Below are 18,792 nucleotides of genomic sequence, written 5' to 3'. Positions count from 1 at the left end.
CACCTCAGGGCGTAACGATGTTGAACCAGAAGTCGAACGTATCGAGCCACGATACGAACTCCCCCAACTTCTGGCTATTGCCGTCGATCTTCACGTTTCCTGCCATCACGAGCTTTTGCATATTGGTCTTGCCCATCATGATGTCGTTGAGATCGGCGCGCGACATCGTTACGGTCGCATCGGCACTCTGCGCGTTCGTGTCTCGTGAATAGTGCAGGGCACTGTTTTCGACGCCGAGGACGTAATGCTCCTTCGTGTCGGTGAGCGAGAGATTGAACGACGCCGTTTTGCCGGCCGCGCGATCGCCGTTCAGCCGGATGCCGAGGTAGTCGAGGAACATGGGCAGCGGCATCGCCTGAATGGTGTCGGGGCTCTGCGGATTAGGCGCCGGCAGCTTCCTCACGCCGTCGCGCAGTTCCATCGCGCCGGTGAGATAAAAGTTGCGCCAGGGAGCGGATTCGGACTGATAGCCCAACTGCTCATAAGTGTCCGCCAGAAGCTGTCGGGCTGCTATGTTTTGTGGTTCGGCGAATACGACCTGATTGACGACCTCGGCCACCCAGCGGTAGTCGCCCTTGTTGAAATAGGCGCGCGCCTTGCTGAGCACGGCGGGGGCGCCGCCCATGAACTCGACGTAACGCTTTCCGGCTTCGGTTGGCGGCAGACGGTGAAGATTGGCCGGCACCCCGTCGAAAAAGCCGAGACGCAGGTTGTATTGCGCCACGGCGTCGTGATAGACCGTGCCGTAATAGCTGCGGCAATACCAGTGTTTGGCGAGACTGTCTGGCAGCCGCATCGCCTCGCCGATTTCCAGCGGCGTCAAGCCCTGGTTGGCCATGCGCAAGGTTTGGTCGTGCAGGTAGCGGAACATGTCGCGCTGCGCGCGCAGGAAAGGAACGATCCGGTCGTTGCCCCAGGTTGGCCAGTAGTGCGAAGCGAATAGAACCTGTGCGTCGCCGCCGAACATATCGAGCGCCGTCTGCAGATACTTCGACCACAGCAGACCATCGCGCATTTTGGCGCCACGAAGCGTGTACAGATTGTGCAGAGTGTGCGTGGCGTCTTCGGCCGCGCAGAAAGCCTTGTATTTCGGCAGATAGAACATGAACTCCGAGGGCGCTTCCGACTCCGGCGCCATCAGCACCACGACCTCGACGCCGTCGAGCGTCATCTTCTGTCCGGTCTTTTCGGCGAACAGGGTCGGCACAGCCAGCGTGATCGTGCCGACCGACGTGGTTTTACCCAGACCTCCATCCACGATGCCAGCAGCGCTACGCGGAAGCAGAGACCCGTACATGAAACTCGCCCGGCGTCCCATTGCGTTTCCCGCAATGACGTTCTCGCCTACGGCGGCCTCGGTGAAGCCGACGGGCGCCACGATCTGCACCTTGCCGGAGTTCAGGTCTTCGTCGCTTGCCAGGCCGCGCACCCCGCCGTAGTGGTCGACATGGCTGTGCGTATAGATCACATGCGTGATCGGTTTATCGCCCAGATGCGGAATAACCAGTTGTTTCCAAACTGTCGAGGCGACTTCGGTCGTGATGAACGGGTCGACGACGATATAACCGGTGTCGCCGCGAATGATGCTCATGACCGATAGATCATAGCCGCGTACCTGCCATATGCCGTCGACTACCTCGAAGAGTCCGTGGTTCATGTTGAGCTTGGCGTTACGCCAGAGGCTCGGGTTGACGGTGGGCGGTGCGTTGTTCTCGGGGCCGCCGCTGACGAATGCGAACTGCGCCAGATCCCATGCTGGCGTGCCTCCTGGTCCGGGTATGACGACCGGTTCGGGCAGCGTTGCGACGAGTCCCCGGCGCGCGTCCTCGAAGTCCTGCGCATCGGCGAAACTGAGGAAGTCTGCGTATTGCTTGTTCAGGGCAATCGTCGACGCGGTGGCCGGCTTTGCGGCCGGCGTGGTCGGGGGCAAAGCCGAGCCGGATTGCGCGAACGAATCGCCCACCACGCCGGAGAACCCCGAAGCCGCCCCAACGACCGCTACGTTCTTCAAGAAGGCCCTTCTACCCGTTGTTTTTGTCGCGTCATTCGATTCGGACATAGCTATCTCCGTTCGTTCGATAACTTGGGATAACAGAGCGATTTAGCGATTTCCGATAAGCATATACGCTGAAGAATCTCTGTGATTCAGGCGTGTGCAGTGTCTGGGACGAGATGGTAAGAGACAGCGAAGCGGCGCGAAAGTAAGGCGATTGTTGACGGCGTTTTTCGAAGTGCTGCTTCGGTAGTTATCTATCAGATTAGTTTTAAAGGAATCCGAACCATTGTGAGCATAGCGGAGAATTCTTGCCGTACCGGCCGAAGGTCGATGCGTTTGCATGACTTCTACGCGCGTCGACGTAGCCGGGAGAGGCGGCGCCGTTAGAGGTGGCCGGCACCAGTGATCGATTCGCTCCGATCGAGTCCCCGACATGGTTAAGCATCGCGAGAATAGCGCACGGCGAATGGTCTTATCGCCCTGCGTTCCGCGTAAGGTTGGGATAATCCGTAGATCAGAAAATATCTGTCTTCATGCGAAGCCAGACCGCGCTGAAATAGTCGCATTCGCGTGCGATTAGATCATCCAGTTGCGAGCTGTATTTCATCATCTCCATGCTCTTCCATGGTGCGAAGCGAACGTCCTTCGAATAATAGTTCAGGGCTTGCCATGTGGTCTTGGCTTTCTTGCAAACAAACGCAGAGGTTTGTGATCGATTGCATACATGGTCTTCTCCACAAGTCTCCATGCGCTTCAGGAAATCGATGTACTTCGCGAGAGTTTGTTGGGGGAGAACGGTTGCAAAATCGTCTTTCATTTCTTGGTCGCTTGTCTCCGGACGTCCAGCACGAATAATCGCACCCTCGAGGAGAAAGATGGGTTGTGCGATGTCCCTGCGATATTCTTCGAGCAAGTCATGGAGCTTCGTGTTACGAGTAATATCATTTTGTTCAACCATTGCCGCCAGTTGAAAGTTTGCAATGATTACTCCCAGTACGACCACGAGCGTTTGTATCCACGTTGCGATGTGCTGATGATCTTTGTTGAATACTACCGAAAGCGCTGCCAGCCATTTGGCCATATTGCCCCCTGTTGCATCTGGACGTGGATCAATGACGGAAATATTGGCGGAGGAAAGCGGAACGTAATGTACGCTGGCGAACGGACGTACACTCGACGTCGGGTCGCCGGTCGCCTGCTTCGAGATGGAAGCGGAGTGGGAACACTACGGTTTACAACCCAACTAATATTTGGCTTAAGCAAAAAACTACCTAAAAGATTGCGGCCTCAACACTCCATGTTTGTTTGAGTAAGCCCATTTGCTTAATTCGCCGCGGTGGTGTCGAACCCAAAGCACGTTACTGACCGAGTGGAAAAATACCCCAGCTTGTCTATGCGGGGATGTACCGCCCCATCGATCGCTTGCACGACAACTGCATGTTCAAGCAGGCATCCACCATCTCCAAAGCTTCATCCCGGCGAATCGAAGTGTGACGGCTAGGACGAGCCCTCGATCTCTGCGTCCCACAACCGCCCGCGTCAACCCCGCCATTGCCCGCGCCCCATACCGCCCACCCGCGATCACAAACGTTTGCAACAGTTTTTTGTGAGGCGACAATTCCATCAACCGCCGGGCTACTCGATAAAAATACAGGGGCAAATCAGGGAATACCCGCAATTCGCGTCGATTCATCGTGCCTCCCCAAGCTTTTCGCCGACGCAACCCGGCGCGGCACCTTTTTACGCAAGCCAGTTCCAGCATTGAATAACGAGGCCTTATAAAGAGGGTAACTGGCACTGATGGTGCAGGCGCGGTTTTTTTGCCTCCTTATCGTTCAAGCCATGGAGTCTCATTCAAATTTCCGGCGACGTTGACCGGCCCAATCTCGAAGAGCGTACTGATGAGCAAGTTGCACCCCTATGCAGGCATTTTGACGGCGGTTCCCACTCCTCTCGACGCGGACGGCCGCTTCGTCGCCGCACCGCTCGCGGCGCAGATCGGGAAACTCGTCGAGGCTGGCGCGGACGGCGTGGTGCCGCTCGGCGGCACCGGCGAATACACGGCGTTGACGTTCGCCGAGCGTATGCGCGTGGTGGAGACCTCGCTCGAAGCGGCGGCGGGCGCGCTGCCTGTCGTGCCGGGCATCCTCTCGCCGGGTCTGGGCGACGCCATCGACAACGCCCAGGCCTTCGTCAAGGCCGGCGCGAAGGCGCTCATGGTCGTTACGCCGTACTATTTCCGGCCCACCCAGGAAGGGATCGTCGATTACTACCGTCGCTTCGCCGACGAAGTCGACGCGGACATCATCCTCTACGAAATCCCGTATCGCACGGGCGTCTCGCTGCACTACGAAACCGTCGCGAAGCTCGCCGCGCTCACGCGCGTCGTCGGCATCAAGGCGTGCAACCCGGATCTCGCCACGCAGATGCGCGCGGCCGAACTCTGCGCCTCGAAGATCGCGATCCTGAGCGGCGAGGAAGACGTGCTCCCGCTGCACGTGGCCATGGGCGCCGTGGGCGGCATCATCTCCAGCTCGAATCTTGTGCCGAAGCAATGGGCGCGCGTGCTCTCGCTCGCGTCCGGTGGTCAGCTCGACCAGGCGGTCGCGCTGCACGCCACGCTGCGCCCGCTGATCGACGCCATCTTCGCCGAACCGAATCCCGCGCCCATCAAGGCCGCGCTCACGTTGCAAGGCTTGCCGTTCGGCGACGTGCTGCCGCCGCTCAAGCCCGCATCGGCCGCGCTGCGCCAGCGTCTCGCCGACGTGATGGCGCCGCTCGTCGCACGCGAGGCCGCGTATTCCACCACCGCGGCAGCCGTTTGAAACGCGCCGAGAAGACCTTCTGCACGCATCGATACGAAAAGAGAGAAGCCCATGTCATCCGATAACAACATCATTCTTCCGCGTCGCCGCTTTCTTCAGGCGGCGGGCGCCACGCTACTCACGGGGGCCGTTGCCGCACCGATGATCGTCACGTCGCGCAAGGCGGCGGCCGCGAGCAATCTCACGGTGGTGAGCTGGGGCGGCAATTATCATCAGGGCGTGGAGGAAGCGCTCGCGAAGCCGTTCGAAAAGGAATTCGGCGTGCACGTGACGCTCGTCGACACGCCCGACCTCGCGCGCGTCAAGGCGCAGGTGATGACGAACAACGTGCAATGGGACGTGTTCGACGCCGTGGGCCCGATGGCAATGACGGGCGCGAAGAACGGTTACTGGGAGCCGCTCGACCCGGCGCTGTTCGATCAGCACGACCTGATCGCGCCGATGACGAAATTCGCCGTGCCGTTCTACGGCTTCACGGGCGGCATTTGCTGGGACAACAGCAAGTATCCGGCGGGCAAGCACCCGGAAACGTTCGCCGATTACTTCGACGTGAAGAAGTTTCCCGGCCAGCGCACGCTGCGCAACCGCGCGAGTGAAACGCTCGAGATCGCCTTGCTCGCCGACGGCGTGCCGCCGGAAAAGATTTATCCGCTCGACGTGGAACGCGCGTTCCGCTCGCTGAACCGCATCAAGCCGTTTATCGGCAAATGGGTCGACCAGACGCCGCAGACGGTCTCGCTCGTGGAAACCGGCCAGGTCGATTACAGCTATACGTACTCCACGCGCGTGAAGGCCGCGCAGGATTCGGGCAAGCCGATCGACTTCTCGTTCAAGCAGACGCTCACCGGCCTCGAATATCTCGTGGTCCTGAAGAACGCGCCGAACAAGGCCAACGCGATGAAGTTCGTGCAGTTCGCGATGCGCCCCGACCGCCAGGCCGCGCTCATGGACTACCTCGGCAACACGCCGGCCAGCAAGAAGGCGCTGCCGCTCGTCAAGCCCGATGTGCGCAAGTGGCTCTCGGACCCGGGCAACAAGATGAACCTCATCAGCAACGACATCTGGTGGGCCGAGCATTACGACGAACTCACGCTGCGCTTCAAGGAGTGGGTGCTGTCGTAACGAAGCGGGAACAACCGGCCGTCGCGCAAGCGGCGGCCGCGCGGTGGGCAGTGGGGCAATTCAGCAGTGGGAGGAGTGATGAAAGGCAGAAAAGATGGGTTGCTGTACGTCGGCCCGGCAACGGTATTTTTATTTCTCGTGGTGTTCGTACCGCTGATGTACGTGGTCTACACGAGTGTCTGGGTGAATGACGGCCTGTCGCTTTCGGCTTATCGGCGCCTGTTCGGCAGTGAGCTTTTTCTGCGCACCTTGTGGTCGACGTTCCAGATCAGCATTTGCGCGTCGCTGTGCAGCCTGCTGCTCGGTTATCCCATTGCCATGCATCTCGCGAAACAGACGCCCAAAAAACGCGCGCTCTACATGGTGCTCGTGCTGGTGCCGTTCTGGACCAGCATTCTCGTGAAGAGCTACGCGTTCACGGTCCTGCTCGGCCGTGACGGCCTCGTCAACAAAATGCTCTCGGTGCTGTTCGCCACCCAGGTGCAATTGCCGATGCTGTTCAACCGCTTCGGCGTAATGGTCGGCATGACGAACTATCTGATTCCGTTCATCGTGTTTCCCGTGCTCGCCAGCTTGCTCGCCATCGACCAGTCCTTGTACCGCGCTTCCGAAATCATGGGCGCGAAGCCGCCGCGCATTTTCTTCCGTATCACGCTGCCTTTGTCGATGCCGGGCGTGGCCGCGGCCGCGTTGAGCACCACGGTCATGTCGATGGGCTTCTTCGTGATTCCGGCCCTGCTGGGTGGCCGCAAGGACGCGATGATGTCCAATCTCGTGGACTTTTATACGCGCGAAACGATGGACTGGAACATGGCGTCCGCCATCGGCGTGATCCTGCTCGGCATCGTCACGCTCGCGGCGCTCGGCGCGGAGCGTTTCCAGAAGCGCGATTCGAAAAAGGTGATGGCATGAGCACGTCGATGCAAGCAAGTCTGCCGGCGGTCCGGCGCGGTGTGGTGGTCGACGGTCTCGCGCGCCGCTATGCGCGCCTGCGCAATGTGATCGCCATTCTGGTGTACGTGTTCATTCTGGTGCCCACACTCATCGTCATTCCGATCTCGTTCGGCGGCGACGGCGAGCTGACGTTCCCGCCGCGCGTGTGGTCCACCTCGCTCTACGTGCATCTGTTCACCTCGGACAGTTGGGTCGGCCCGATCCTGCAAAGCCTGAAGGTGGCGAGTCTAACCATGCTGGTTTCCGTGCTGCTGGGCGTGCCGGCCGCCTACGGTCTCGTGCGTCACGAGTTTCCCGGCAAGCGCTTTGTGCTGCTGTTGCTCATGAGCCCGATCCTCGTGCCCGTGATCGTAATGTCGCTCGGTCTGTATCTGTATCTGTCGCGCTTGCATCTGGTCGGCTCGACGCTCGGTCTCGTCATGAGCCACGTGGCCTACGTCACGCCCTTCATGATGATGACGGTGATGGCCGGCGTGAAGAAACTCGATCCCGCGCTCGAGTTCGCCACCACCATCATGGGCGCGAAACGCAGCACGGTGTTCTTCAAGGTGGTGCTGCCGCAGCTTCGTCCGTCGATTCTCGCGGGCGCGCTGTTCGCGTTCCTGGTGTCGTTCGACGAGGTCGTGATCGCATGGTTTCTCACGAGCCCGGCCACGACCACGCTGCCGGTGCGGATGTACAGCAGCATCCAGTGGGATATTTCACCCGTGATCGCGGCGGTTTCCGCGCTGCTCACGTTGCTTTCGCTGATTTTCTGTTGCGTGTCGGTTTGGCTTCAGCCGGCTGCGCCCGAGTCGTCGCATTGAGGTTGGAGAAAAACATGTCACACGTTCTACTGGATAACGACGGCCGTCCGCAGGCCGCAGCCGCTCCCACGGGCAAGGATGCCGCGAGCGTCGCGGCGACGCAGCGCAACACGGAAGACATGATCGTCTTTCGCGGCGTGAGCAAGCAGTACGGCAGCGCGGTCGCGCTGCACGCCACCGACTTTTCGATCCGCAAAGGCGAATTCCTGAGCTTGCTCGGGCCGAGCGGTTCGGGCAAGAGCACGATCCTCAACATCATCGCGGGTGCCGTGGCGCCCACCGAAGGCATCATCGTGCTCGACGGCAAGGACGTGTCCACCGTGCCGCCGCGCGAACGCGGTCTCGGCATGGTGTTCCAGAACTACGCGCTGCTGCCGCATCTGAACGTATTCGACAACGTGGCGTTTCCGCTGCGCATTCGCGGCGTGGCGAAGTCGGAGATTCAGCAACGCGTGCGCAATGCGCTGGAGCGCGTCGGTCTCACCGGCTACGAGCATCGCAAGCCGCGCGAGATGTCGGGCGGCCAGCAGCAACGCGTGGGGATCGCGCGCTGCATCGTGTATTCGCCTTCGGTGATCCTGATGGACGAACCGCTCGGCGCGCTCGACAAGAAGTTGCGCGACCAGTTGCAGGGCGAGATCAAGCGTCTGCATCGCGATCTCGGCACCACGCTCGTGTACGTCACGCACGATCAGGAGGAGGCGCTCAATCTCTCCGACCGCGTGTGCCTGATGAACGGCGGCCGCATCGCGCAACTGGGCACGCCGGACGAACTGTACTTCGAGCCCGTCAACGAGTTCGTCGCGGACTTCGTGGGCGAATCGAACCTGATCGAGGGCGTGGTGCAGGACGAAGGCGTGGTGCGCGTTTCCGCGAATCGCGTGCTCAAGGTGCGCAGCACGCAAGGGCACGCGATCGGCGCGAAGGTGAAGGTGCTGGTGCGCCCCGAGAAAATCGACATCGTCGAGCAGATGCGTGCGGAAGACGACAACACCTGCACCGGCACGATCGCGCAGGTCTCGTTCGTGGGCGGCATGACGCGCTTCGAATTGACGCTCGCCGACGGCGCCACGCTGCTCGTGAAGGGCATTTCGGCGCGTGCCGCGGAGCGCGCGAACGTGGGGCAGCAACTGGCCGTGCGCTGGGCCGCGCGCGACGCCGTGGTGTTGAGGAAGTGATCGACTTATGAATCAAGCGATGAATCAAACGACGATTATCGATGCGATGCGCGAACTCGCGGGCGTCGCCAACGTGCTGGAAAGCGATGCCGACATGGCGCCGCATCTGATCGACTGGCGCAAGCGCCATTCGGGCCGCGCCGCGTGCGTGGTGTTCCCGCGCGACACCGCGCAGGTCTCGAAAGTGCTCGCTTGGTGCGACGCGCGCGGCGTGAAGGTGTTTCCGCAAGGCGGCAACACGAGCGTGTGCGGCGGTTCGGTGCCGGACGCCTCGGGTAACAGCATTCTGCTGAATCTCGCGAAGATGAACCGCATTGTCGAGATCAACGCCGACAACAACTCGATGACGGTCGAAGCGGGCTGCATCCTCGCCGACCTGCAACAGGCCGCACTCGACGCGGACCGCATTTTCCCGCTCACGCTCGGCGCCGAAGGCTCGTGCCAGATCGGCGGCAATATCGCCACGAATGCCGGCGGCACCAACGTGCTGCGCTTCGGCAACACGCGCGATCTCGTGCTCGGCCTCGAAGTCGTGCTCGCCGATGGCCGCATCTGGAACGGCATCCGCACGCTGCGCAAGAACAACAGCGGCTACGATCTCAAGAACCTGTTCGTGGGCGCGGAAGGCACGCTCGGCGTGGTCACGCAAGCCGCGCTCAAACTCTATCCGCGCCCGCGCGCCACCGCCACGGCCATGCTCGGCGTGGCCACCGTGAACGACGCCGTGCAGGAAGGGCTCAAGCTTCAGGCGGCGTTTCCGGGCGAACTGGTCGGGCTCGAACTCATCTCGCGCAGCGAATTCGAAATCTCGCTGCGCCATGCCGCGAAGGCACGCAACCCGTTCGGCGAAACACCGGCGTGGATGGTGCTGGTCGAACTCGCGGCGTCCTCCGGTAACGACGAAGCCATTGCCGCGCGCCTCACCGACGCGCTCGCGCCCTCGTTCGAAGCGGGCGTGATCGTCGACGCGATCGTGGCCGCGAGCGCCCAGCAGCGCGCCGACCTCTGGCATATCCGCCATCACGTGACCGAGGCGAACGGCCGCGAAGGCATGGGCTTGACGCACGATATCGCCGTGCCCACGTATCGCATTCCCGACTTCATGGCCGCCGCGGAACAGACGCTCGCGGCGCATTATCCGCAAGCCACGCAGGTCGTGGTCGGCCATATGGGCGACGGCAATCTGCATTACATCGCCATGTTCTCCCATGAATACTGGGCGAGCGTGGCGGACAAGGTCGGCACGCAACTCGCGCTGAGCCACCGGCTTTACGACATCGCCGCGAGCATGGGCGGCACGTTCAGCGCGGAACACGGCATTGGCGCGTTGCATGTGCCCGAAATGTCGCTGTACAAGGACGCGAACGAAATTGCCTTGATGCGGCAGATGAAGCAGTTGCTCGATCCGAACGACACGATGAATCCGGGCCGCGTGGTGCCCGCTTCGTCGGCGTCGGCTGCCGCTTAGGCGCGCGATGGTGTACTCCAACGTCGCCGATTACCGCGCAGCGGCCCGGCGTTATCTGCCCGACTTCGCATGGTCGTATCTGGAAGGCGGCGCGGAAGAATCGATCACGATGCGGCGCAATCGCGCGGCTTACGAGTCGATCGCTTTCGCGCCGCAAGTGCTGGTCGACGTCTCGAACGTGAGCACGCACACCACGCTCGCGGGTGGCCCGGCCGCGTGGCCCGCCGTGGTCGGCCCAACCGGTTTGAACGGCCTCTATTGTCGCGGCGCGGAGGAAGCGCTCGCGCGCGCGGCGCATGCGGTGGGTTTGCCGTTCGCGCTTTCGACCGCTTCCACGAGCCTGCTCGAAGACGTGCGCGCGGCCACCGACGGCGAACTCTGGCTGCAGCTTTACGTGCAGCAGGATCGCCGTATCGCCGAGGACATCATGGCGCGAGCGCGTGCCGCGCGCTTTTCCACGCTGCTGCTGACCGTCGATACCCCGGTGACCGGCCAGCGCGATCACTACGCGCGCACGGGCTTCACCTTGCCGCTGCGCTGGACGCCGCGCCTGCTGTGGGACATCGCCACGCATCCGCGCTGGCTCGCGAAGGTGGGCGTGCACGGCGTGCCGCAACTCGTGAATCTTGCGCGCAGCGCGCGGCTCGGCGCGAGCATCGAAGCCCAGGCGGCCGCGCTCGGGCGTCAGATGGATACCTCGCTCGACTGGCGCGACATTGCATGGCTGCGCCGCCATTGGCCCGGCAAGATTTTCATCAAGGGTATCCAGACGGCCGCCGACGCCGCGCGCGCGTTTCAACATGAAGCCGACGGCGTGGTGCTCTCGAATCACGGCGGCCGCCAACTGGACGGCGCGCTGAGCCCCATCGACATCCTCGCGCACACAGCCGCCATGGCGCCGCGCGGCGCGGAAATTCTCGTCGATGGCGGGATCCGGCGCGGCAGCGACATCGCCAAGGCCGTCGCGCTGGGCGCGAAAGGCGTGCTGCTCGGCCGCGCGCCGCTCTATGGTCTCGCCGCGGCGGGCGAGGCCGGTGCGCAGGGCGTGCTCGCGTTGCTGCACAAGGAATTCGACACCTGCATGCGTTTGCTCGGCTGTACGAGCATTGCGTCGCTCGGGCCCGACCGGCTCGCCGCGCATGGCGGGGCATTGGCGTCATTGGCCGCGCTCGCCGCGCACAGGGCGGGCACGATGCGTGCCGCCCGCGCTCCGCAGGCCGCTCCCCTCAACGTCACCTCGACATGACTCGCATGACTTCCCCGATCTACGATTTTCAGCGCGGCACGGTGCCGTTGCTCATCTCCATTCCGCATCTGGGCACCGCGCTTCCCGACGACGTGCGCCCCCAACTCACCGACGTCGCGAGCGAAGTTGCCGATACCGACTGGCATCTCGATCGCCTTTACGCCTTCGCGCGCGAGATGGGCGCCTCGGTGCTGGGCGCGCGCGTCTCGCGTTACGTGATCGACCTGAACCGGCCGCCTTCGGGCGAGAGTCTGTACCCGGGCCAGACGACCACCGGCTTGTGCCCGACGGAGACGTTTCGCGGCGAGCCTTTGTATCGTCATGGCACGGGCGCGGATGCCGCCGAAGTCGCGCGGCGTCTCGAGCAGTACTGGCGCCCGTATCACGCGCAGTTGCGCGCGGAACTCGATCGCCTCGTGGCCGAGTTCGGCACCGTGCTGCTGTGGGAAGCGCATTCGATCGCGAGCGTGCTGCCGCGTCTGTTCGAAGGCAAGCTGCCCGACCTCAATCTCGGCACGAACGGCGGACTCAGTTGCGACGCCAGCGTGCTCGAGGCCGTCACGGCCACGCTCGGCGACCAGCCGTTCACGTGGATCGCCAATGGCCGCTTCAAGGGCGGCTACAACACGCGCTTTTATGGCGAGCCGCACAAGGGCGTGCACGCGGTGCAGCTCGAAATGTGCCAGTCCACGTATATGAGCGAGACCGCGCCGTTCGCGTATCTGCCTGAAGTGGCGAGCAAGGTCGAGCCCGTGGTCGAGCGCATGGTGAAGGCGGCGTTCGACGCGGTGCGCGCGTTGCCGCGCTAAGTCATCGCGAGCGTCGGGTGTCGACGAAAAGCGGGCAATGCCCGCTTTTTTTACGTCCGTGGCACCTATCGGCAGACATCGGCAGGCGAAAAAAAGCCGTCTTCACGAAGGCATCGGAACGATGCGCGGGAAGACGGCGAACCTGCTACTGCGTGAGGATTCGGTACAACGCGGTACAACGCGGTGCAACGATACAACGCGCGGCGCGCACGCCGCGCGTGGCATCACAGCGCTTGCGCGAGGGCGGGCACCGCTTCGAACAGATCGGCGACGAGACCGTAGTCGGCCACGCCGAAGATCGGCGCATCGGCATCCTTGTTGATGGCGACGATCACCTTCGAGTCCTTCATGCCCGCGAGATGCTGGATGGCGCCCGAAATGCCAACGGCCACATACAGCTCCGGCGCGACGATCTTGCCCGTCTGGCCCACTTGCAGATCGTTCGGCGCATAGCCCGAATCGACAGCCGCGCGCGAGGCGCCAATCGCCGCGCCCAGCTTTTCGGCGAGCGGATCGAGGCGCGCGAAGTCTTCCGCGCTGCCAAGACCACGGCCGCCCGAGACCACCACGCGCGCCGAAGTCAGGTCGGGCCGGTCGCTCGTGGCGATCTCGCGGCGCACGAAGGTCGCGAGACCCGTGTCGGGTACGGCCGGCGCTTCGCTGATCGCGGCATTGCCGCCTTGCGTGGCGGCCGCTTCGAACGCGGTCGTGCGGATCGTCGCGACCTTCACGGCGTCGGCCGATTGCACGGTGGCGATGGCGTTGCCCGCGTAGATCGGGCGTTGGAACGTGTCGGGCGCGTCGATGGCGATCACGTCGGAGACCTGCGAGGCGTCGAGCTTCGCGGCCACGCGCGGCGCGACGTTCTTGCCGAACGCGGTGGCGGGAAAGAGCAGATGCGTGTAGTCGGAGGCGAGCGCGAGCACTTGTGCCGCCACGTTTTCCGCGAGCGCGTCGGCGAGATGCGGCGCGTCGATCAGCACCACTTTGTCGACGCCCGCCACGCGGCTCGCGGCCTGCGCCACGGCGCTCGCGTCATGTCCCGTCACGAGCACGTGTACGCCGTTGCCCACCCGCTGTGCGGCGGCGATCGTGTGCAGCGTCGCGGGCTTCAGTTGACCTTCGCCGTGTTCGGCGATCACGAGAGTTGTCATTCAAATCACCTTCGCTTCGTTCTTGAGTTTTTCGACCAGCGCGGCCACGTCCGGCACGATCACGCCCGCCTGGCGCACGGGCGGCTCCACCACCTTGAGCGTCTTCAGGCGCGGCGCCGGATCGACGCCGAGCTGCTCGGGCGTGAGCGTCTCGAGAGGCTTTTTCTTCGCCTTCATGATATTGGGCAGCGTGACGTAGCGCGGCTCGTTCAGACGCAAGTCGGTCGTGACGATGGCGGGCAGGCGCAGCGAAATCACTTCGAGGCCGCCGTCCACTTCGCGCGTGACGGTGGCCGTGCCGTCGCCGATCTCGATCGCGCTCGCGAAGGTCGCCTGCGGCCAGTCGAGCAGGGCGGCGAGCAACTGTCCGGTCTGGCCCGCGTCGTCGTCGATGGCCTGCTTGCCGAGGATCACCAGTTGCGGCTGTTCTTTGTCGATGACGGCCTTGAGCAGCTTCGCCACGGCGAGCGGCTGCAATTCCACGGCGGTTTCCACGAGAATGCCGCGGTCCGCGCCAATGGCGAGTGCCGTGCGCAGCGTTTCCTGGCTTTGCGCCACGCCGCACGACACCGCCACGACTTCGCTCGCGTGGCCCGCTTCCTTGAGGCGCGTGGCCGCTTCGGTGGCGATTTCGTCGAAGGGGTTCATCGACATCTTGACGTTGCCGATATCCACGCCGCTGCCGTCCGCTTTCGCGCGGACCTTCACGTTGTAATCGACGACGCGCTTGACTGCGGTAATCACTTTCATGCTGGTTTCCTCGGAATACTAAAAAGCGCTCAAATCCATTCGTTCATGCCGATACCAACGGCGCAGCCGGCGACAACGTGACGAGCACGATGCGCGCGTTTGCAGCATTCGCTGCATGCGGCGTGACGCGCAACGAGGCGCGCAAACCGTCGAACGCGGCGTAGTGGCCCGCTTCGAGCCGCACGCTCGCGGCGCCGTGCGTGGCGATCTCGCAGGCGCCTTCGAGCGCGAGCACGAGGGCGATGCTGCCGGCGGCAACCGTTGCGGGCGCGGCGAGCGCGCGCACTTTCACGCCATATCGCTGCGCCGCGCTCATCACGTTGAGCACCGTGACAGGCCCGTTCACGAGACGCGCGTCCCACGCCGCATTGCCCGTGTATTCCACGGCTTCGTCGGGCGCGAGCGAAACGTCGAGCGCGCCTTCGCGCAACACGACGCCCGCGCCGCGCAACACGAACGACACGCGCGTCATGCCGGTGAAACGCGAGTACGGGCCGTCGCGCTCGACTTCGGCAATGCTGATGCGCCAGGCGTCGCCGCTATTGCCACCGCTGTCGTGCATCGCCAGCGTGCGCGTGACGCCGCCGCCGTTGCGCCATGCTTCGGGCGGCAGCGCGGCGAGCGCGCGGGCTTCGGGCGGCTTCATCGCCATGACGTCACGACACCGCGCCGAGGCCGTACTTGCCCGTGAGCAGCGCGCCGGTTTCGAAACGTTCGATCGAGTACGGGGCGAGCGAGACGTCGGTCGGCAGACCCAGCGCCTCCTGGGCGAGCACGCGGCCCACGGTGGGCGAGAGCTTGAAGCCGTGGCCCGAGAAGCCGTAACCGACCACGAGACCTTCGATACCGGGCAGGCGGCCCAGCACCGGGTTCCAGTCGGGCGTGACGTCGTACACGCCGGTCCACGACGAAGCGATGCCCGCCGTTTCGTACTCGGGGAAGCGCTCGGCGACCTGCGCGCCCACTTCCACCACGTAGTCCATGGGAATGTCGCCTTGCTCGGTCTCGGCGGCGCCGAGCTTTTCGCCCACGATGCCTTCGCTCACTAGCATCTGGCTGCCGCCGTAGCTGCGGTAATAGAGCATGCCGGGCGAGGCCAGGTCCTTGAACACCGGCATCGAGAACGTGTATTTCGCCGCTTCGCATTCGAGCGCGAGCACCGCGTGGCGCTCGGGCATGACGGGCAGGTTGCGGCCGGTCCAGCCCGCAAGCTCGGGCGTCCAGATGTTTTGCGTGCTGATGACGGTGCCCGCCGCGAAGTCGCCCGCACTGGTCGAAACGCCCACCACGCGGTTGCCTTCGAACAGGATCTGGTTGACGGAAACGTTCTCGCGGATCGTCACGCCGCCACGGCGCGCGGCGCGCGCGAAGCTGGTGGCGACGAGGTAGGCGTCGGCGAAACCGGCTTCGGGCTCGTAGCCGATCAGCGCGGCGTCGTCGAAGCGGGCGATCGGCAGCAACTCGTGCGCGGCTTTCGCGTCGAGCAGTTCGAGCGGCACGCCCTGGGCCTTTTGCTGCTCGAGCGAGGCGCGCAGCGGTTCGAGCTTGTCGCCTTCGCTCGCCACGATCATGTAGCCGCACTTCACGAGCCCGCACGACGCTTCTTCGTCGCCGAGATACGCCGGGAAGTCGTTGAACACGTCCCAGCTCTTGAGCGCGAGTTCCACGTTTTCCTTCACGGAATAGTGGGTGCGCAAGATGCCCGACGACTGCGAGGTCGTTCCGGCGCCTATCGTGCCGCGGTCGAGCACGAGCACGTTCTTCGCGCCGAGCTTCGCCAGTTGAAATGCGACGGAGCTGCCGATCACGCCAGCGCCAATCACGACCACATCATATTTGTTCACGGTTTCGCGTCCTTTCCTGAGCAAAGGGTATGGGGCGAAGTGTGAAACGCCATAAACCGGGGCGCGCCAATATAAGCAGGACAGATGATTAGTAAAAGCGGCTGTCGCACTGGCACGCCGCGCGGGGCGGTTTTGCACGGGTTTCGATGCGGATGACGAGTGGAATGCGGGGTATTTGCCGCATTCAGACGGGTCGTTGCGCGCCTGTTGCCTCGGGAATTCCGCTTTCGCGGCGGCGCGCCACAGGATCACCGCGCCTTATTCATTAAATAAGCATTCGTACTCGATATGGCCTGCCGAATTCTGGCTGCATAGCGTGACTGTCACGGCTCGCTCCACGCCGCACCCAGAACCGGCGAACTCGCCGTGACTCGCCGGGCATGTCATTCCAACCACAGTGTGAGAAGACCCGCTATGTCAAAGCTTCGAAAGGAAGGCGTTTCAACGGGACGTAGGCAATTCGTCTCGGGTGTCTCCAGTATCGCAATCGCGGCGGCCGCCGCCCCGGCCATTCTCACCTCGAAAAAAGCCCATGCCGCGGGTGGCCAGATGACGCTCGTGAGTTGGGGCGGGGCGTACCGGCAGGCCGTGGAAGAGTCGGTCGTCAAGCCGTTCATGAAAGAAACGGGCGTGCAGGTCACGATTATCGACACGCCCGACCTCGCCAAGCTCAAAGCGCAGATCCAGACCAACAACGTGCAGTGGGACGTGTTCGACGCGCCCAATGCACTCGGCGTGGCGGGCGCGAACGCGGGCTTCTGGGAACCGCTCGATCTCGCGATGTTCGACCGCGGCGATCTCGTCATCGACATCAAGAACAATCTGCTGCCCTGGTACGTGTTCGTGGGCGGCATTGCGTGGGACCCGGCGAAGTATCCGGCGGGCAAACATCCGCGCAATTTCCGCGAGTATTTCGACGTCAAGGCGTTTCCGGGCCGCCGCACCTTCCGCAACCGGCCGAGCGAAACCTTCGAAGCCGCGTTACTCGCCGACGGCGTCTCGCCGAAGCACCTCTATCCGCTCGACGTGGACCGCGCGTTTCGCGTGCTGGAGCGCATCAAGCCGAACGTGGTGAAGTGGATCGACCAGACGCCGCAAACGCTCACGCTGCTGCAAACCGGCGAAACCGACTTCAGCTACACCTATGCGTCGCGTGTGAAGCCCGCGAAGGCCTCGGGGCAATCGGTCGACTTTTCGTTCGAACAGACGGTCAACGGTTTCGAATATCTCGCCGTGGTGAAGAACGCGCCGAACAAGGCCAACGCGATGAAATTTCTCGCCTTCGCCGCGCGCCCCGACCGTCAGGCGGCCTTCATGGAATTGATCGGCAATACGCCCGGCAGCAAAAAGGCGCTCACGCTGATGAGCCCGGAAAGCCGCAAGTGGATCCCCGACCTGCAATCGGAAAACAGCGTGTTGATGGACGATTCGTGGTGGGCGAAAAATTTTGACGAAGTCACGCGCCGCTTCAAGGAATGGACGATGTCGTGATGCCGGTGCAATGCAGTGAAAACGTGGTGAACAGGGAAACAGGAGGCAGCATGGAAGCAAAGCAGTTCGGCAATGAAGACATGACGGCGCTGCAAAAACGCGTGGATCTCTCGGGCGCGTTCGGCTGGTCGGTGGTTTCGGGTGTGACGGCGATCGTCCTGCGCGAGAAGGGCGAAGCCGCGCTCAATAACGTCTGGCGCACGCTGATGGCGGCGGAGCAATCGCAGCGCTTCGTGGAGGCGCTGGAGAAGCTCGGCATCCGCAACGATCCGCCCGCTGTCACGGCCGCGAAGTATCACTATTTCAGCAATACCATCGGCGGTCTCACGTTGCAGTACGTCGAGGAATCGCCGAAGAAAGTCTGGATTCGCTATATGCCGCCGTGGGGCACGTTCCCCGGCATTTCCGCGCTGGCGGTGCCTTCGTCGGTGCGCCGCACCATCCTGTCCACCTGGCATCCGCGTAATGGCGAACTGCTGGGCTGCCCGCGGCTCGGCTGGGTGGCGACCAAGTTCGTGGCGGAAGGCCACCCGTACGACGAAGGCTATTTCCTGGAGTACGACCGCGATTTGCGGCCGGAAGAGCGGTTCCGCGTGGAGCATGTGGACCGCTCGCCCGAGTTCGACGCGGCGAAGGCGCCCAGGCTCGACCCGGCGCAATGGCCGGAGGCGCGCATCATGAAGGGCAGCGCGAACTACGCGGCCGACTATGTGAAGCACGCGATCGAAGTGATCGTGGCGCAGTTCGGCATGCACACGGCGAGCCATCTGGTCGCCTCGGCCATGAAGTTGCTGGCGGTGCAATTCACGCCTTCGCTGAAGGCCGCGACGGAAGTCGAAGGCAACAGCCCGGCGGCGCTCGCGCAGACTTACGCGACCATCATCGGCGCGTTCAAGAATGCACCGCAGTGGAAGTCGCTGAGCGACGACGTGGCCGAACTGAGCTTCGAAACCTTCGAGCCGTTTCCGTATCCGCATTCGGCCGCCATGCGCGCGGCCGTGTTCGCGTTCTTCGACATGAGCGTGCGCACGCTCAACGGTCACGTGCGCCTCGAACGTCACTACGATCCGGCGAGCGGTTTCGAGCGCTGGACCTTCACCGACACGAAAACGTGGCTCTGGTAAGCGGCCCCGCCCACGCAACGAGGAT

Annotated in this window: 16 protein-coding genes; 10 read left to right on the top strand and 6 right to left on the bottom strand. The window is 63.2% G+C overall.

Annotation, left to right across the window (positions count from 1 at the left end):
* Positions 1 to 4: 4 nt before the first annotated feature.
* Complete coding sequence (locus tag FAZ98_RS33865; RefSeq protein ID WP_158958357.1) at positions 5 to 2,059, bottom strand: alkyl/aryl-sulfatase; 2,055 nt, start codon at positions 2,057 to 2,059, stop codon at positions 5 to 7.
* Positions 2,060 to 2,510: 451 nt separating this feature from the next.
* Positions 2,511 to 3,077 (bottom strand): hypothetical protein, encoded by a 567-nt coding sequence (locus tag FAZ98_RS33860; RefSeq protein ID WP_158958355.1) that lies wholly within the window; start codon positions 3,075 to 3,077, stop codon positions 2,511 to 2,513.
* A gap of 820 nt (positions 3,078 to 3,897) precedes the next feature.
* Here FAZ98_RS33860 and dapA point away from each other — a divergent pair.
* From dapA to hutG, 8 genes are all read left to right on the top strand, one after another.
* Positions 3,898 to 4,821 (top strand): 4-hydroxy-tetrahydrodipicolinate synthase, encoded by a 924-nt coding sequence (dapA, locus tag FAZ98_RS33855; RefSeq protein ID WP_158958353.1) that lies wholly within the window; start codon positions 3,898 to 3,900, stop codon positions 4,819 to 4,821.
* Positions 4,822 to 4,872: 51 nt separating this feature from the next.
* Entirely contained in the window at positions 4,873 to 5,943 is a 1,071-nt protein-coding gene (locus FAZ98_RS33850; RefSeq protein WP_158958351.1) for an ABC transporter substrate-binding protein, read from the top strand.
* 78 nt (positions 5,944 to 6,021) lie between these two features.
* Positions 6,022 to 6,855 carry an ABC transporter permease gene (locus FAZ98_RS33845; protein ID WP_158958349.1) on the top strand — a complete coding sequence of 278 codons (834 nt, stop codon included), beginning with the start codon at positions 6,022 to 6,024 and terminating at the stop codon, positions 6,853 to 6,855.
* On the top strand, positions 6,852 to 7,703 hold the full coding sequence (locus FAZ98_RS33840; RefSeq protein ID WP_158958346.1) for an ABC transporter permease: 852 nt from the start codon (positions 6,852 to 6,854) through the stop codon (positions 7,701 to 7,703). The genes FAZ98_RS33845 and FAZ98_RS33840 overlap by 4 nt, the downstream gene beginning before the upstream one ends.
* 119 nt (positions 7,704 to 7,822) lie before the next feature.
* Positions 7,823 to 8,881, top strand: a complete 1,059-nt coding sequence (locus FAZ98_RS33835; protein ID WP_407672173.1) for an ABC transporter ATP-binding protein — start codon at positions 7,823 to 7,825, stop codon at positions 8,879 to 8,881.
* A 19-nt stretch (positions 8,882 to 8,900) separates the two neighbouring features.
* On the top strand, positions 8,901 to 10,349 hold the full coding sequence (locus FAZ98_RS33830; protein ID WP_158958342.1) for an FAD-binding oxidoreductase: 1,449 nt from the start codon (positions 8,901 to 8,903) through the stop codon (positions 10,347 to 10,349).
* Positions 10,350 to 10,356: 7 nt separating this feature from the next.
* Positions 10,357 to 11,595: an alpha-hydroxy acid oxidase gene (locus FAZ98_RS33825; protein ID WP_325073081.1), complete on the top strand. Its 1,239-nt coding sequence runs from the start codon at positions 10,357 to 10,359 to the stop codon at positions 11,593 to 11,595.
* A 5-nt stretch (positions 11,596 to 11,600) separates the two neighbouring features.
* Entirely contained in the window at positions 11,601 to 12,404 is an 804-nt protein-coding gene (gene hutG / locus FAZ98_RS33820; RefSeq protein ID WP_158958340.1) for an N-formylglutamate deformylase, read from the top strand.
* 224 nt (positions 12,405 to 12,628) lie between these two features.
* On the opposite strand, the gene FAZ98_RS33815 is transcribed toward hutG, so the two are convergent.
* From FAZ98_RS33815 to FAZ98_RS33800, 4 genes are read right to left on the bottom strand one after another with little or no spacing between them, the layout of a single operon-like run.
* Positions 12,629 to 13,558 (bottom strand): electron transfer flavoprotein subunit alpha/FixB family protein, encoded by a 930-nt coding sequence (locus FAZ98_RS33815; RefSeq protein WP_158958338.1) that lies wholly within the window; start codon positions 13,556 to 13,558, stop codon positions 12,629 to 12,631.
* Complete coding sequence (locus FAZ98_RS33810) at positions 13,559 to 14,308, bottom strand: electron transfer flavoprotein subunit beta/FixA family protein (protein WP_158958336.1); 750 nt, start codon at positions 14,306 to 14,308, stop codon at positions 13,559 to 13,561.
* A 43-nt stretch (positions 14,309 to 14,351) separates the two neighbouring features.
* Positions 14,352 to 14,960 (bottom strand): HutD/Ves family protein, encoded by a 609-nt coding sequence (locus FAZ98_RS33805; RefSeq protein ID WP_158958334.1) that lies wholly within the window; start codon positions 14,958 to 14,960, stop codon positions 14,352 to 14,354.
* Positions 14,961 to 14,964: 4 nt separating this feature from the next.
* Complete coding sequence (locus FAZ98_RS33800) at positions 14,965 to 16,152, bottom strand: NAD(P)/FAD-dependent oxidoreductase (RefSeq protein WP_158958332.1); 1,188 nt, start codon at positions 16,150 to 16,152, stop codon at positions 14,965 to 14,967.
* A gap of 414 nt (positions 16,153 to 16,566) precedes the next feature.
* Between FAZ98_RS33800 and FAZ98_RS33795 the strand changes: the two genes are divergently transcribed.
* A complete protein-coding gene (locus FAZ98_RS33795; RefSeq protein WP_158958330.1) occupies positions 16,567 to 17,643 on the top strand; it encodes an ABC transporter substrate-binding protein in 1,077 nt (358 codons plus the stop codon).
* 50 nt (positions 17,644 to 17,693) lie between these two features.
* Complete coding sequence (locus FAZ98_RS33790; protein ID WP_158958328.1) at positions 17,694 to 18,767, top strand: hypothetical protein; 1,074 nt, start codon at positions 17,694 to 17,696, stop codon at positions 18,765 to 18,767.
* Positions 18,768 to 18,792 lie beyond the last annotated feature (25 nt).

The sequence above is a fragment of the Paraburkholderia acidisoli genome, assembly GCF_009789675.1.
GTDB lineage: Bacteria > Pseudomonadota > Gammaproteobacteria > Burkholderiales > Burkholderiaceae > Paraburkholderia > Paraburkholderia acidisoli.
The sequence above is the reverse complement of the archived record's forward strand: the minus strand, read 5'-3'. Positions and strand labels throughout refer to the sequence as shown.

Coding starts and splice junctions, on each gene's coding strand:
- FAZ98_RS33865 (WP_158958357.1), bottom strand. CDS start 2,059: ATGTCCGAATCGAATGACGCGACAAAAACAACGGGTAGAAGGGCCTTC.
- FAZ98_RS33860 (WP_158958355.1), bottom strand. CDS start 3,077: ATGGCCAAATGGCTGGCAGCGCTTTCGGTAGTATTCAACAAAGATCAT.
- dapA (WP_158958353.1), top strand. CDS start 3,898: ATGAGCAAGTTGCACCCCTATGCAGGCATTTTGACGGCGGTTCCCACT.
- FAZ98_RS33850 (WP_158958351.1), top strand. CDS start 4,873: ATGTCATCCGATAACAACATCATTCTTCCGCGTCGCCGCTTTCTTCAG.
- FAZ98_RS33845 (WP_158958349.1), top strand. CDS start 6,022: ATGAAAGGCAGAAAAGATGGGTTGCTGTACGTCGGCCCGGCAACGGTA.
- FAZ98_RS33840 (WP_158958346.1), top strand. CDS start 6,852: ATGAGCACGTCGATGCAAGCAAGTCTGCCGGCGGTCCGGCGCGGTGTG.
- FAZ98_RS33835 (WP_407672173.1), top strand. CDS start 7,823: ATGATCGTCTTTCGCGGCGTGAGCAAGCAGTACGGCAGCGCGGTCGCG.
- FAZ98_RS33830 (WP_158958342.1), top strand. CDS start 8,901: ATGAATCAAACGACGATTATCGATGCGATGCGCGAACTCGCGGGCGTC.
- FAZ98_RS33825 (WP_325073081.1), top strand. CDS start 10,357: ATGGTGTACTCCAACGTCGCCGATTACCGCGCAGCGGCCCGGCGTTAT.
- hutG (WP_158958340.1), top strand. CDS start 11,601: ATGACTTCCCCGATCTACGATTTTCAGCGCGGCACGGTGCCGTTGCTC.
- FAZ98_RS33815 (WP_158958338.1), bottom strand. CDS start 13,558: ATGACAACTCTCGTGATCGCCGAACACGGCGAAGGTCAACTGAAGCCC.
- FAZ98_RS33810 (WP_158958336.1), bottom strand. CDS start 14,308: ATGAAAGTGATTACCGCAGTCAAGCGCGTCGTCGATTACAACGTGAAG.
- FAZ98_RS33805 (WP_158958334.1), bottom strand. CDS start 14,960: ATGGCGATGAAGCCGCCCGAAGCCCGCGCGCTCGCCGCGCTGCCGCCC.
- FAZ98_RS33795 (WP_158958330.1), top strand. CDS start 16,567: ATGTCAAAGCTTCGAAAGGAAGGCGTTTCAACGGGACGTAGGCAATTC.
- FAZ98_RS33790 (WP_158958328.1), top strand. CDS start 17,694: ATGGAAGCAAAGCAGTTCGGCAATGAAGACATGACGGCGCTGCAAAAA.